Origin of the sequence: Aureibacillus halotolerans (genome assembly GCF_004363045.1) — a bacterium.
GTDB lineage: Bacteria > Bacillota > Bacilli > Bacillales > DSM-28697 > Aureibacillus > Aureibacillus halotolerans.
Map to the genome: position 1 here is coordinate 27,045 of NZ_SNYJ01000017.1, position 14,857 is coordinate 41,901.

General features: G+C 45.3%; 13 protein-coding genes and 1 pseudogene. 9 read left to right on the forward strand and 5 right to left on the reverse strand.

Annotated elements, in window-relative coordinates; translation table 11 throughout:
• Positions 1 to 494: 494 nt before the first annotated feature.
• Genes EV213_RS16170 through EV213_RS16180 form a run of 3 tightly spaced genes read left to right on the forward strand, consistent with a single transcriptional unit; the run spans position 495 to position 5,887 of the window.
• A complete protein-coding gene (locus tag EV213_RS16170; RefSeq protein WP_166639360.1) occupies positions 495 to 1,862 on the forward strand; it encodes an efflux RND transporter periplasmic adaptor subunit in 1,368 nt (455 codons plus the stop codon).
• Complete coding sequence (locus tag EV213_RS16175; RefSeq protein WP_133581602.1) at positions 1,855 to 4,965, forward strand: efflux RND transporter permease subunit; 3,111 nt, start codon at positions 1,855 to 1,857, stop codon at positions 4,963 to 4,965. Before EV213_RS16170 ends, EV213_RS16175 begins: the two co-directional genes overlap by 8 nt.
• Positions 4,966 to 4,996: 31 nt before the next feature.
• On the forward strand, positions 4,997 to 5,887 hold the full coding sequence (locus tag EV213_RS16180) for a TetR/AcrR family transcriptional regulator (protein WP_166639361.1): 891 nt from the start codon (positions 4,997 to 4,999) through the stop codon (positions 5,885 to 5,887).
• 89 nt (positions 5,888 to 5,976) lie between these two features.
• Here the strand turns inward: EV213_RS16180 and EV213_RS16185 are convergent.
• Positions 5,977 to 6,602: pseudogene (locus EV213_RS16185) on the reverse strand (transglutaminase-like domain-containing protein).
• Positions 6,603 to 6,720: 118 nt separating this feature from the next.
• On the opposite strand from EV213_RS16185, the gene EV213_RS16190 reads away from it, so the two are divergent.
• Complete coding sequence (locus EV213_RS16190; protein WP_133581604.1) at positions 6,721 to 7,635, forward strand: GNAT family N-acetyltransferase; 915 nt, start codon at positions 6,721 to 6,723, stop codon at positions 7,633 to 7,635.
• Between the two features lie 2 nt (positions 7,636 to 7,637).
• Here the strand turns inward: EV213_RS16190 and tnpA are convergent, their stop codons facing one another.
• Together tnpA and EV213_RS16200 are read right to left on the reverse strand one after the other, a co-directional pair.
• Complete coding sequence (gene tnpA, locus EV213_RS16195; protein WP_133581605.1) at positions 7,638 to 8,069, reverse strand: IS200/IS605 family transposase; 432 nt, start codon at positions 8,067 to 8,069, stop codon at positions 7,638 to 7,640.
• 126 nt (positions 8,070 to 8,195) lie between these two features.
• On the reverse strand, positions 8,196 to 8,717 hold the full coding sequence (locus tag EV213_RS16200) for a TetR/AcrR family transcriptional regulator (RefSeq protein WP_133581606.1): 522 nt from the start codon (positions 8,715 to 8,717) through the stop codon (positions 8,196 to 8,198).
• A gap of 115 nt (positions 8,718 to 8,832) precedes the next feature.
• Between EV213_RS16200 and EV213_RS16205 the strand changes: the two genes are divergently transcribed.
• On the forward strand, positions 8,833 to 9,195 hold the full coding sequence (locus EV213_RS16205) for a VOC family protein (protein WP_133581607.1): 363 nt from the start codon (positions 8,833 to 8,835) through the stop codon (positions 9,193 to 9,195).
• 46 nt (positions 9,196 to 9,241) lie between these two features.
• On the opposite strand, the gene EV213_RS16210 is transcribed toward EV213_RS16205, so the two are convergent.
• Both EV213_RS16210 and EV213_RS16215 read right to left on the reverse strand, forming a co-directional pair.
• Positions 9,242 to 9,820: a histidine phosphatase family protein gene (locus EV213_RS16210; RefSeq protein WP_133581608.1), complete on the reverse strand. Its 579-nt coding sequence runs from the start codon at positions 9,818 to 9,820 to the stop codon at positions 9,242 to 9,244.
• On the reverse strand, positions 9,814 to 10,380 hold the full coding sequence (locus EV213_RS16215) for a C40 family peptidase (protein ID WP_133581609.1): 567 nt from the start codon (positions 10,378 to 10,380) through the stop codon (positions 9,814 to 9,816). The genes EV213_RS16210 and EV213_RS16215 overlap by 7 nt, the downstream gene beginning before the upstream one ends.
• 372 nt (positions 10,381 to 10,752) lie before the next feature.
• Between EV213_RS16215 and EV213_RS16220 the strand changes: the two genes are divergently transcribed.
• From EV213_RS16220 to EV213_RS16235, 4 genes are all read left to right on the forward strand, one after another.
• Positions 10,753 to 11,547, forward strand: a complete 795-nt coding sequence (locus EV213_RS16220; RefSeq protein WP_133581610.1) for an AraC family transcriptional regulator — start codon at positions 10,753 to 10,755, stop codon at positions 11,545 to 11,547.
• 117 nt (positions 11,548 to 11,664) lie between these two features.
• Complete coding sequence (locus tag EV213_RS16225) at positions 11,665 to 12,699, forward strand: ABC transporter substrate-binding protein (RefSeq protein WP_243740216.1); 1,035 nt, start codon at positions 11,665 to 11,667, stop codon at positions 12,697 to 12,699.
• A gap of 60 nt (positions 12,700 to 12,759) precedes the next feature.
• Positions 12,760 to 13,773 (forward strand): FecCD family ABC transporter permease, encoded by a 1,014-nt coding sequence (locus EV213_RS16230; protein ID WP_133581611.1) that lies wholly within the window; start codon positions 12,760 to 12,762, stop codon positions 13,771 to 13,773.
• Positions 13,770 to 14,816: a FecCD family ABC transporter permease gene (locus EV213_RS16235; RefSeq protein WP_133581612.1), complete on the forward strand. Its 1,047-nt coding sequence runs from the start codon at positions 13,770 to 13,772 to the stop codon at positions 14,814 to 14,816. Before EV213_RS16230 ends, EV213_RS16235 begins: the two co-directional genes overlap by 4 nt.
• The last annotated feature ends 41 nt before the right edge of the window (positions 14,817 to 14,857 follow it).

A 14,857-nucleotide genomic window follows, 5' to 3' on the forward strand; every position in this document is an offset into this window, starting at 1 on the left:
CGGCGCAGAAATCCTTAGGCTAGTGAAATGAAAAAACCATTTCACTGCCCAATGATATTCTGACCTGCGCTTCTGGACAACGGCGCTCCGCTTTTACTATCTAGCTACGGCTCGCTGAAACTGCGGGGCAGAAATCCCCAAACGAGTGAAATGAAACAACCATTTCTCTGTTTGGTGATGTTCTGCCCTCCGTTTCAAAGCGTACTCGCCTCCGCTTTTACTATCTAGCTGCGCGCCGTAGAAGCTGCGGCGCAGAAATCCTTAGGCTAGTGAAATGAAAAAACCATTTCACTGCCCAATGATATTCTGACCTGCGCTTCTGGACAACGGCGCTCCGCTTTTAAGTATTGACAGCTCTTTTTTCTGGGTTTATTCTTGTTTTATACTCACGAGTCTAATTTTAAACTAACAGGTCTATTTTTTAAAGAGGGGAATGTGAATTTGTGCAAAATTTTTCTTTTTTTCGTTCGTCTTTGTTGGTAGGAGTTGCTGTGGTGCTTGTTTCTGGATGTTCCAGTCAAGCGGCAGATGGAGCACTTACGAGAGATGCGAAGGTGGTTGAGGTGGCTCCTGTGGAAGCTGGCACACTGACGTCGTCCTATTCGTTATCTGGCACACTTGAGGCCGAGGAGGTCGCTCCTGTTTCATTTGAATTAAACGGCAAGGTGGAAAGCATTGCTGTGAACGTTGGGGATGCTGTGCAGCAAGGCGCTGCTATGGCGACGCTAGATAATGATGCATATGCCCTGCAGGTGCAGAAGGCCTCTACTGGTATTGGGCAGGCGCAAGCGGCCGTTGCTCAATCGAAGGCATCAGTTGAAGCGGCGCAGGGAGGCTTGTCTTCGGCTCGAGGGCAACAGGATGCGGCGCAAGCTCAATTGCAGGAGGTCGAGGATGGCGCCCGTGAGCAAGAGCTTACGCAAGCAGAAAATGCGGTGAAGCTTGCTGAACAAGCGGTGCAAAAAGCGGAGGCCGATGCGGAGCGTCTCTCCAATTTATTTGAGCAAGGTCTTGCGACAGAGGACAATAAAGAAAAAGCGCAGCTAGCTCTTGAGCAAGCCAGAAACGATTATGCTGCAGCACAATCACAGCTCTCCATACTCCAGGACGGAGCGACACAAGCACAAGTCGATGCGGCCAAGGCGCAGGTGACGCAAACCGATGGTAGTGTAGCATCTGCCCAGGCTCAAATATCTCAGGCTCAAGCTGGGTTGCAGCAAGCCCAAGCTGCCTTAAATGAAACCCAGGTGAGCAAGGCTGAGGCTGAGTTGCAGTTATCGAAAACAACATTAACCTCCCCTCTTTCTGGTGTGGTTTTAACCAAAACGGTTTCTGTCGGTGAACCTGCCGCTCCCGGTCAGCCTTCATTTACGGTTGGCGTGATCGATCAATTAAAAGTCATGCTCCCTGTTTCTTCTGATCAAGTGTCTCAATGGGAAAAAGGTCAGACGGTCAGCATTGCGTTAGGTGATCAAACAAGAGAAGGCACGGTCCAAACCATTTCCCCGACGGCTTCAGGAACTGCCGGTAAAGTGGAAGTTGAAGTGGTTGTACCGAATGCATCACATGATTGGATGCCTGGTCAAGTGGTGACAGCTGAAAACACAGAGAACAGTCAAGAAGGTCTGCTCGTTCCAGTAGAAGCTGTGATTAATACTGGTGGTGACCCTTATGTGTTCCTCATCCAGGATGGCAAGGCAGTCCGCACGACGGTCGTAATCGAAGGGCTTTACCAGAATCGCTATCATATTACTCAAGGCTTAGAGAAAGGCGATCAGATTGTCATTCAGGGAGCCTCACAGCTTCTGAATGGAGACCTCATCGAACCTGCTGATGTTGCTGGAGATGACACGAATGATTGAATATTTTATTCGCAAAAAAAAGATCACGCTTCTCTTTTTTACAATGGCAATGGTTCTAGGCATCTTTACTTTCACACAAATTCCACATCAAGAAATGCCTGATGCAGAGGTCAATCAAGCGATTGTGACAACGCCTTATCCTGGGGCAGACCCTAAGGAGATCGAGCAAACGGTTACGAAAGTGATTGAATCTCGCATAAAAGAAATTCAAGATCTCGACTTTATCACGTCCACATCAAGCAACGGCATTTCCCAAATTATTGTGAAAACAGAGGATGATGCAGATGTTGCTAAAAAATGGGATGAACTACGAAAAAAAGTAGATGATGCGAAGCCTGACCTCCCCGAGGATGCTATGGCTCCTATTATCAATGATGACTTGGCTAAGTCCTTTGTCGAATCACTAGCCATTACAGCAGACACCAAAGAAGGGCTTCTGCAGCTGAATAATTTAATGCTTCAGTGGCGTGATGAAATCCGCACGGTTGATGGTGTATCAGGGGTTGATATTACCGGCCTGCCTGAGAAGGAAGTCCGCATTGCCATTGACACCGAACTATTAAAGCAATATGGCATCCCTTGGGAACAAGTGCTGCAAAGCATTCAAAAAACCAATGATCGTTTGCCAACAGGCTCGATTACGTATGATTCGCGAGATTATCAATTGATTGTTCCTTCCATTGAAGATATGGATGCGTATACCAACACTTACATCGCTTCCACACAGGAAGGAACACCAATCTACTTGCGTGACATCGGCACAGCTTCCGTTTCTACGGAAGAGCCGGAGTATGCCGCCTATGTGAACGGAAAACCGGCAATTTCCATCAATATCAGCTCTGAAACTGGTAGCGATGTGCCTACTATCGCCAGCAGAGTTGACGCCAAAATGGCTGAGCTTGAAAAAACATTGCCAACCTATGCGACATTGAATTCTTTATTTGCTCAAGAAGACAATGTCAACCATATATTCGCTGACCTTACAAAAGAAATGATTATTGCGATCGCAGCTGTTATCCTCATCTGTACACTTGGTCTAAATCTATTGACGTCTGCATTTGTAGCCCTCTCGATTCCAATTTCAATTGGGCTCGCAGCCATTTTCTTACCTATGCTTGGTGTGACATTAAATCAGATTTCCGTTGTCGGTCTAATTATCGTCCTCGGTATTTTGGTGGATGATGCAGTGGTTGTCAATGACAACATAGAAAGGCGGCTCTCCACCTTAGGCGAAAGCCCGAAAGATGCTGCACGTAAAGGGACAAAAGAGGTTGCTGTATCCATTCTAACGGCAACGGTAGCGACAATTGCAGCCTTTGCACCTTTGCTTTTTCTAACAGGGAACATTGGCGCCTTTATCAAACCGATTCCGATTGTGATTTCCTTGACGATGATTGCTTCCATGGTCATGTCATTGACGATTATTCCGATTTTCAGAGAGTGGTATGAAGGAAAACGCGCGCACAAAAAGCGCAAGCAAGGGCCACCTGGATTACTTGGCAAGCAAATCGAAGCACTTTCCACATACTATTCTCGAAGAATCGTGCCTAAGTTACTGAAAAAGCCACTCCTTACTGCTCTTAGCGGTTTAATTATTGGGACGCTTGCGTATGGGTTGATCTTCTTTACACCGATCGAATTATTTCCACAGGCAGAAGATCCTCAAGCAACGATTGATGTCGCACTCCCGGTTGGCACATCCTTTACCAAAACAACAGACCAGGTGGAAGAAATGACAACTTGGCTGTCGGAACAACCAGAGACGGCATCCTATTCCTATGCCATTGGTGGAGCTGCACCGCAATTGTTTAGTGACATCTCAGGTGGTGAAGCAGGCAGTACCGCCAATACAGCGCAAATTGCCGTCTCGGGAAAAGAAGGATCTTTTGATGTGACTACTACCGTGCTAAAATGGCAGGATGCACTTGATCAAAAATATCCAGGGGCCAAAATAAGCATACGTGTTCCACGATTAGGTATCCCTGTCGGAAGCCCAGTGTCTATTCGACTTCTTGGTGAGGATATTTCCCAGCTTCAACAGGTGGCCGATCAAGTGAAAACGATCGTTTCAGAGACACCAGGCACAATTGATATAGAGGATACGATGGGCATTGAAAACTATGCACTACAAGTGGACGTCGATGAGCATGCGATGGCTGCGTATAACGTCACCTACAATGACCTGACACGGTCACTCTTGCTATTAGACCAGGGTCTTCCAATTGGGGACTACAATACAGGTCAAGAATTAATTGATATTCAGCTCTATGCACAGAAAAGCGAAAATGAAAGTCCGCTTCAGCTGTTTGAAAATTTATCTGTGACTAGTGCGACTGGAGAACAAATTCCGATTAGCCAGTTCGCCTCGCTGGTTCCATCCTTTAGTCTTGATCAGATTCATCATTACAATTTGGAGCGTTCTTTAACCGTGGAAGCCGATGTACAAGGACGCACAGCGACCGAAGTGATGGCTGACGTTGAGCAGAAGCTAGAGACGCTGGAGCTCCCAAATGGGGTGACATGGGAAATTGGTGGCGAAACAAACGAACAGGAAAAGATTTTTTCTGATCTCGCATCGTTGGGCATTGTTGTTGGCTTTTTAATCATCATTGTGATTACGATGCAGTTTTATTCCCTAACGACTCCACTTGTCATTATGACGACTGTGTATCTAGCAGGAGCAGGGGGTATTATCGGGATCTTTCTTACAGGCAGTCCTGTTGGTTTCATGAGTATTATGGGGGTCATTGCCTTATCTGGAATCGTTGTTCGTAACGGCATCGTAATGATTGAATTTATTAAAGATGCGCGTGAAGAGGGCGTGCCGCTCTTGGATGCTATCATTGAATCAGCCGACGCACGTTTCCGTCCGATCCTCCTCACATCGCTAACGGCAATCGTTGGGTTACTCCCGATCGCAACGATCGGAAGCATCTTGTTCCGACCGATGGCCTTGACCATTATCTTTGGGCTCTTGTTTTCAACCGTCCTTACACTGATTGTCGTGCCTTGCTTGTATATGGTCGTTGAGCGTTGGAAGATGAAACGTAAAAATAAAAAACGTAAAACGACAGCACATACAGACGACTCCTTTACGATGTAAAAGGGGTCGTCTGTACAAAAGGGGGATTCCATTGGAAATCAAGCAAAGACTTATTATTCGGGAAGCTTCGGCACTCTTCGCTGAACAAGGCTATAACGATACATCTGTTGATCAAATTGCGAAAAGAGCCGGTATGGCGAAAGCTTCGTTTTACAAATACTTCAGCAAGAAAGAAGACATTCTGATTGCTTCTAGCGTACTATTTATTGAAGATCTAGATGCATCCTTCCAGCACCTCTCGAACATGGAGGATCTCTCCCAAAAGGAACGCATGATCAATTGCACAAAGGTTACGCTTGAATGTATGATGAGAAACCAAGTGCATATGCTGCTGTTTACCTCGCAGGAGCTTTCTGTGGTCGAACGTGAAAACATTACCAAATCTGAAATCGATATTGAGTGTGGCGTGGATAGCTTTATTCACAACGGTCTCCTGGATATTTATGGGAAGGACATTGAACCATTTGTGTCGGATTTATCTTTTATTCTCCGAGGCATTGTCATTGAATACCTACGTGACTTCGCCCGATACACGGGGAGTTTTGACTCCACTCAACTGGCTACCTTCGTAGAGCAAACCACCTCTATGCTTGTCACTGGTTTCAGAGCATTAGGCGAGACGTACAGCCCAATGCTACAAAGCGGTCAAAAAGATGTAGGTGGTCCTTCCAACCCTTTCATCATGCGCATTCTTCTTCGCGAGAAAATGAATTCGTTGGAAAATCTACTTGGTCACATGCCAGAAAAAGAGACGTTTACGTCGGAGGCCAAGCAAGTCATGCAGGATTTAAAAAAAGAGCTTGCTCAGCCCAAGCCACGGCTCGGCGTCATTCATGCGTATAGCCAGTTTTTAGGTGCAAGCGAACATTTGAAGACTGACGCTGATTCGTTATATGCACTGTTGAGAGAGAATGGCGCTTAGAAACCATTTGATTCTCTGCATTCTAAAAAGGTCTGTCCCGAAAATTTGGGTCTGGCCTTTTTCTCTTTCTCGCTGTCAATCGATTCATATTACGCTTGTATCCTAGTTTGATGTTTTTCTACTCCTAAATTCGGATCATCAGGGAGGTGCTTCAAGTACATCTGCTGGACATCTCTGTAGTTTTCTAATGCTTGAATGGTGTCCTCTCTTGGTCTCGAATAAACGGTTCTATCATCGGCTTCGCCAATAGCTTTGTTGATGGTAAAAGCCAGTCTCTCCTCTTTTACAGAGAATTCTGCTTGAACACCTGGCTTGTTTCCGCGTGCATCCAATCGAATCCATTTATCAACCGAATGCAGATAAACTCCGTTTACGCATGCAAGCAAAAGGCGGAGTCGGGAGTATCAAAAAGGCGCAAGCGCTGATAGCAAAACCCAGTAGGAATGCCCTCTCCTCTAAGCAAAGCAGCCAACAAATTCGCTTTGGCATAACAAATCCCTTCCTTCGCCGCGAGCACCTCTGATGCCGTCACCGTCACGACCTGTCCTTGAATGTCCCATGAATGTGAAATGTTGTCGCGGACAAAAAGAAAAGCTGCTTCTGCCTTTTCTACGTCGGTTTGCGATGAATGGAAGAGTGTCTCTGCTCGATGTAATATCGTTGGATGATCGACATTCACAACTCTCGTTTTCTCTAGAAAAGCCTCCATATTCATTTTCCTGTCCTCCAGTAATGAATTTATATTCATAATAACGTATTTATATTTACTACAATACGTGATATAATACCACCTATCAACTTTCGTATGAATATTTACAAATGAGGTGAGTAAAATGACGACAATTCGTTACGTTGAAGAACTTGCGATGAATGCCTGCCCTTCTCTTGCAACCTATCACCAGGATGGCTGGACGTTGAAATGGGCAAATGGGTATACACGAAGAGCCAATTCCGTTTATCCGCTTCAAATGACCAGCGAATCTATTGAAGAAAGCGTTCGCCAGTGTGAGTCATTTTATTTTTCTCATCAACTCCCGACGCATTTTAAGCTAACCTCTGATTCTTCCCTTGAGAGTTTAGATGACTATTTAGAGCAGCAAGGGTATGTATATGAGGGACAAAGCTTTCTGCAAATCATTGATATTCCTTCGGTCACTTGCTCCTCCGTTATGATGCAAGTAACAGAAGAAGCAACTGTCTCCGAGGCTTGGCTTAAATCATTCAATGCAATGAATCAATCTTCACAAAATGTGCATGAACAAAAGGCACTGTACGACACGCTTTCGCACACAACTTGCTACTTTACAGCTTTTGATAACGGAGAAATCGTTGGTCATGGCCTAGTTGTCTATGAAAATGGGGAGAAATGGGTGGGGCTATTCCAAATCGCCATCTCTCCTGCCCATCGACAAAAAGGATTGGGAAAAGCGCTTGTCGCTCATATGCTTGATTGGGGAACCCGGCATGGTGCCAAAAAAGCTTATTTGCAAGTGCTCGCAAACAATTTACCAGCCCTTCGGCTCTATGAAAGCTTAGGTTTTAGAAAGCTCTACTCGTACTGGTATCGAACGAAGCACTCGACGAACCAGAACAAAGTGATATCATCAGAAAAGAACTACGTCACAACTCTTAAACGACCACCTGCTAAAGCAGGTGGATTTGGACATGAAATGTCGACGACTAAAGTCGTTACTAAGACTGAAGTCATCTTGAAGCACCTCATGCTTAAGCAAGCTGAATCTGACTAAACTCATTCTTCAATTTTAAAAATATCTTCTTTCTCATCGTTAAGCTGGTTCGCAATATAGTTCCGAATGGTTTCTTCGTCTACCGTGCCTACTGTCGCACAAAAATAACCTCTTGCCCATAAGTGCTGTCCCCAATATTTCTTTTTGAGTTCAGGAAATTGATCCTGAAGCAGCCTTGACGACCTACCTTTTAGATATTGCATAATTTTACTTGGAGCAATACTCGGCGGACACGAAAGCAACAAATGAATGTGATCTTTCCCTACACTCCCTTGCAGAATGAATATCCCTCTCGCTTCGCAACCTTGCCGAATTAACTCACGTACCCTTACGGCAATGGGGCCTTTCAATACTTTATATCTGTATTTTGTTACCCAAATGACATGATATTTAATGTCATACACTGCGTGACTACTCTTTTTATAACCGTCCATACTTTTCACCTCGTACCTTCAGTATGGACAGCAGAGGATAAGGCTAAAAGCGTATACCGTCTAAAGACGGTGGAGTTAGACCACGTGTTTGGAAATTAAAACATAAGAATGGTCGCAGCCTCTTTTTTATTTTGCAGACAATAGACGAGATAGCGCCGTTCTTCCCAACGTCGGGTCTCCATCATTCACGACAACCTCATACAGCGCCGCTCGGAGTGACTCTGCCAGAAGAATACCTAATTCTCTGGCGGCCTCTTCCTCGCAAGATATAGCAATTTCCTCAAGACATTTGGCGATCTTATTTTCCTCATTTCTCGGATCAGGCTCGGCAAGCAAAAATCCGACCTGGAGACGTAGCATGCCATCATACGCTGAAAGAACAGCCGATAGCAATGCTGTATCTGCAGGAACGACCTCTACTACAGCTTCCATCCGATCAAGAATTCGTAACGTCATATCGTCTCTAATCAATCCATAAAACCGTAGCTTCGATTTGAAGTGGTGATAGAGCGCCCCAACGGTAACACCAGCCTTTGAGGCAACCTCCTCTACTTCAGTGTTCACATAGCCGTGTGCGCTGAACAATTGAATCCCCACATTGATGAGCTTATGTTTTGTCGATCCTGGAATCGGGATATCACGGTTCATTTGCACATTCCTACCTTTCTGGATTTATTATCAGAATAATCCCTCTTGACAGTAAAACATAATTGAATTATGTTTATGATAGTAAAGTTATTATATCACAAAAGGAGTGGTACAATTGGATGGTCAAGTTATATTTTTCTTTATGCCTGTAAAGGATTTGAAACAGGCCAAACAGCTTTATCGTGATACGCTCGGCTTAACTGAATCATGGCGCGAAGGGGATAAAATCGTCGGCTTTAAACTCCCCAACACAGACATTGAATTAATGGTGGAAGAAGTCTCTGAAGGAACGCCAAGCGCACCTGGACCTATATTTTTAGTCCCATCTGTCCAGGATATTTATGAGAAAGGCTCCGATACGCTACAATTTATTGATGAGCCTGGTGAAACTCCTGACGGTCTATGGCTAAGTGCAAAAGATGATTCTGGCAATGGTATTTACTTCACGGATGAAAGCAAAGCAACAGCAAACGCTTGATCACTCATTCAAAAAGAGCCTAGGCTACCCCTAATTCAGAGGGTTCCTAAGCTCTTTTTTCTTCCTTCCATAGTCGTTCTATCTGGACGGTTTGATTTGGCAACCACAGTTTATAGACATCAGGATTACTAAGGGTCGACCATTCCTTATATCCGTATGAGGAATCAAATGCCTGTAACATTAAAGTAAACAAATTCCCATGGGTAACGATGGCAACTGATGAAGGAACACTTTGCAATGCAGCTGTAAGTGCATGAATGCCTCGCGCTGTCGCCTCTCTCGACGACTCTCCACCTGCATATACTAAATCGTGGTCAACAAACGTTTCCTTTAATACGTTACGCCAATCCGTTATTGGCAATGCAGACAACACTCGCTCTGACAGGCGATCATCAATACGAAAGTCAATCGCTTTTCCCTTCGCCAGTGGAACCGCTGTGTCGATCGCACGAAGGTACGGACTCGTGACGATTGCGTCCACTGTGAGCTCTTGAAAAAAAGCTGCCAACACCTCTGCCTGCTGACGCCCTGTTTCTGTAAGTGGGGCATCGCTGTCCTGACCTTCTGCTTGGCAATGCCTAATGAGGTACACGCATTTATCTTGTAGCAGCGCTTCTGCTAGCATACGCCGACCTCTCCTCCCAGTTTTTGAAGCAAGGGGTAATCCTGTAGCCTTCCCTCATACAAAATGGAGCATTGTTCGTGCTGCAGGAAATCATCAGGCGAGACTAATGCTGCAGGCGTTTGCCACAAAGACAAACCGCTTGTTTCTAATACCTCTGCTACAAACTGCGAACAAAAATAGGCATTTTTTCGCGGCACCGGCATTTCCAGCATCACACCGAAAAGACCAATAAAATTGTATCGATACGCGTGTTGATTTTGTTCAAACTGACTCAACGTCTGTTGGACACGTTGATACGTTTCTTCTGACACCTGTACTTGCATCAATGCACAGGTCGTGTTTGGAAACAGCCGATAGGTTCCATGGACAACGTCCTCACGCACAAACCCTGCAACAACAGGATTTCTAGGCACTCTGCGTCCGAAACTGTAAAGCTTGCTCAAACCAAGATCCATCGAAAGCGATACATGATTATATGGTGCTTCCGTATATAGCTTAATCATCCGGTTGACCAATGACCCCGTATTTGTGAGAAGGATATAGATATATCTCTCCGACATGCAACGTTCCTCCCCCTAAACGATCCTATTGCTCATTTTTCTCTATATATACGCAACGTTTTTCTGTTTGGTTTCGTCTTACAAGCAAAAAGTGACATGTTCATAGTTTACCATAGTTTTCAAGTAGGGCAAGAGAGGAAAAATGGACTACCGTGACCATAGTGAATGACTAAAGAAGATCGATTGAATGGCTCTAAACCGCACTTCAAATCACATAACAATCACCAGTCAGCTAGTGAATCGCCTAGTATATCCATCAGTTCTTTATACGGTCAAATTTTTTAAATATGGCGAATACGTCCAATACACTATCCAGATTGTCGTTCATTGCTTATACTGATAATAATTATCAGTATCAAAAGGAGATCCCTCATGCATTTTCAAATGGTAGAACAACTATCAAACTTTAGTTATTCGTATTCCTCCTGTGAATCAATCATTTCAAACTCAATGGATGCCTTCTCCCTACGTACTTCTTCTGCCTGCAGTTTGGTCTATCCTCACAGTGGACATGGCGTTCTAACGGTAAAAAATAAATCATTTACATTGGCGAACAATCGTATGTATTTCTTACCAATGGACGCCACCAATTGCATCTCTTCTTATGAAGGGTGTGTAACGCAGATCAGATTTTTTGTACACTCTGAAAATCCACTGCGCCTAGTGCAAATTGAATCACCGTGGGACATCTTCCTGCCCCAAGCTGAACTTATACTCGAGATGTGCAAGCAGATCGAAGCATGTGCGAGAGAAAAGCCTTTAGGTACATTAAAAGCGAGCTGTAAATTTCACGAACTGCTCTACCTCCTCTATTCGCAAACATTAAGTACATCGGGTGATCATTCGATTGAACAGGCCGTCGATTATATAAACCAGCATTACCACGGATCACTCACAAGAGAAAAACTCGCATCACTGGCGGGATTGAACATTGACTATTTTACAAAAGCATTTAAGAAAAAAATGGGCGTTCCACCAATGACATATATCACCAAGGTTCGAATTGAGAAGCTCAAACAGCTACTGCTCACTACTGACAAGCCTTTGCGGCTGTTATGTAAAGAAACGGGCTTTGCCGACGAATTTTATTGCAGCCGTCGCTTTAAACAAACGACAGGGTATTCTCCAAAGCAGTATGCTACCGTCCACCGTAAACATCAAAAGTAAGTCACGAGAGGTCAGAAAAGTGCAAACCGTTGTCAGAATCCTCCATGGTTTAATGCGTTTGGTGCAGTATAATTGAAAATGAGAATCACTATTGATTATATACAAGGGGGATTCAACGTGCATTCATATCGTCATCCAATACTATTTATCGTGATCGCGCTGTTCACGATTTTGCTCGTTGGCTGTGGGACAACTTCCTCAGACAACGAATCTACGACTGCAGCAGCAACCTCAGAGTCAGCAACCTCAGAGTCAGCGACAGAAACGGTAGAAACAGAAGAAACGGCAAACTCAGAGCAGGGGGCCTCGGAAGAACGAGTCATTCAACACGCGCTAGGAGAAACTGTCATCTCAGGTACACCGAAAAAAATCGTCACATTGTATCAAGGGGCAAATGATATCGCTGTAGCCCTCGATGTACAACCTGTAGGAATTGTAGAGTCATGGGTTGAACCTCCTGTTTATGAATATTTGCGAGAAGATCTCGGCGATGTTCCAGTCGTTGGCGTTGAAAACCAACCGAACCTTGAGGAAATTTACAAACTTCAGCCTGATTTAATTGTTGCTTCACGTACTCGCCATGAAGCGATCTACGAACAGCTCAGTCAAATCGCGCCAACGATCGTCGGCAAGGATGTGTTTGATTGGAAAGATACCGTGGACATTATGGGGCAAGGATTAAACAAGCAAGCAGAGGCAGAGCAGCTCATGTCGGATTGGGACGCGCGGGTGAGCGATTTCAAAGAAAAAATGGGGGATAGGCTCCCTATCGAAGTGACCATTACCAATTTCCGTGCAGACCACGCCCGCATCTTTTATATGGGGTATGCTGGATTAATTTTAAAGGATCTAGGGTTTACACGACCACCAGGACATGACAGTGACGAATGGGGCGTCAAACTGAGCTCTAAGGAGAGTATCCCAGACATGAACGCCGACATGATTTTTAACTTCAATACCGAAGCGCATACCGATGCCACGCAAAAAAATTATGAAGAATGGACAAGCCATCCTTTGTGGCAGCAGCTGGATGCGGTGAAAAACAACCAAGTCGAAATGGTTGGAGAGGTTTACTGGAACAGTGCAGGAGGTTATATTTCTGCCAACAAAATGCTGGATGAAATCTACGCCATTTTCGAACTAGAAATGTAAGCATGCCAGGAGCAGCAGCCGTTGCTCCTGTCTTTTGTGTATAGGAGGAGACATAGCTACATGGATCATAGATTGCCGACAAATCAATTAAAATGGATTGGACTAACTGGGCTTATTTGCTTATTTGCCTGTGCGTTTGCCGCTAGTTTGTTGTTTGGCCGCACGCCACTCACTTTGTCATCCGCATTAGGTGCGTTTACGGCATATGACGAAACGTCAATTCAGCATGTCGTCATCCATACCGAACGCCTGCCTCGCTCGATTATAGGAGCTGTCATCGGGGCAAGTCTTGCTGTTGCAGGAGGGCTCATGCAAGCGTTAACAAGAAACCCATTGGCTTCTCCTAGCCTCTTTGGCATTAACTCAGGGGCTTTGTTTTTTGTTGTGGTTGCCACTATTTTTTGGTCGATCACCTCACTGACGCACCTTATGTGGTTTGCTTTTTTAGGCGCTTCTCTCGCTGCGCTTGTTGTCTATGGATTAAGTTCTTTAGGGAGAGATGGCTTAACACCAATGAAGATGGTGTTGGCTGGAGCTGCGTTAACGGCATTGTTTTCCTCATTCACTCAAGCCATCCTTGTGTTTGATGAAGTGGGCATGCAGGATGTGCTATTTTGGCTTGCTGGTTCTGTTTCCGGACGGCCATTGGAGATGCTGCTCCCGGTATTGCCTTTTATTTCGGTATCGATAATCATCGCCTTGCTCATGGGGAAATCGATAAATTTATTAGCCAGTGGAGACGATGTGGCTCGCGGACTGGGACAAAATATTGCCCTTGTAAAGATAAGTATGGGTATTCTTATCGTTCTTCTCGCAGGGAGCTCTGTCGCTGTCGTAGGTGCGATCGGCTTTATCGGTCTTGTCATTCCACACATTGCGCGCTTCTTTACTGGAAATGACTATCGCTGGGTGTTGCCCTTTTCGGCGTTAATGGGGGCTATTTTACTGCTGTGCTCTGATGTTGTCGCTCGCTTAATCATTATCCCGCAGGAAGTTCCAATTGGCGTGATGACCGCTTGCATCGGTGGTCCGTTTTTCCTGTATTTGGCTAGAAAAGGAGTGACGAAAAAATGAAGCATGCCTGGACATATCGATCGAAAAAAGGAGCCCTTTCCTTTCAGACCCCTTATCGTTCAATTGCTATTCTACTAGGTCTTTTTTTGCTTCTTATAGGTTCCGTTTTTGCAGGAGGATCCTTAGGAGAAACTATCATTTCCCCTCTGGATGTACTGAGCACCATTGTCGGAACGAGCAACGGAGAGCATGATTTCATTTTAATGACGCTCCGATTGCCAAGAACCATTGTGGCATTGCTCGTCGGCATGGCGCTCGGTCTGGCAGGTGCCCTCCTGCAAAGCATGGTCAGAAACCCTCTGGCTTCACCAGACATCTTAGGCGTCACAGCAGGGGCTTCTTTTGCTGCCGTCGCGTTCCTGTCTCTCAGTGATGGCAGATTCAGCATCGCTTGGCTCCCTGTCGCAGCTGTTTTCGGGGCACTCGCGACGTCCGTTTTGCTCTACTTGCTCTCATGGAAAAACGGTCTTCAGCCTATACGCCTTGTCCTTATTGGTATTGGGCTTTCTGCTGTTTTGGGTGCGGGCACTACCTTTTTTCTAGTGATGGGCGACATGTATACTGCCTCACAAGTGTATGTATGGCTTACAGGAACGGTGTATGGGGCGACCTGGGACGATGTTTTGGTCATTCTTTTTCCTCTTTTACTGTGCCTACCTTTTGTGCTCATCCTGGCGAGGAGTCTTGCCGTACAGGAGCTTGGTGAGGATGTGGCCAAAGGGTTGGGAAACCCTGTTCAAGTTCATCGGGTATTGCTATTGCTGCTGAGCATTATCCTTGCAGGAGTAGCGGTAGCGGTGGCAGGTGCCATCGGATTTATCGGTCTGCTAGCACCACATATTGCGCGCAGATGGCTTTCATTTTCGTTTACATCCATGGTGATTTCATCGGCCTTCATTGGCGGACTTCTTATGTTTGGGGCTGACATGATTGCACGGAACGCCTTTTACCCACTCGATGTTCCTGCGGGGGTTTTTACAGCAAGCATCGGTGCACCCTTTTTTCTAATTTTGCTTTTTAGACATCGAAACAGGATGGTCTGATAAGATTTGTGCACGGGTTGTTAGGACTTGAGTTCATCGTT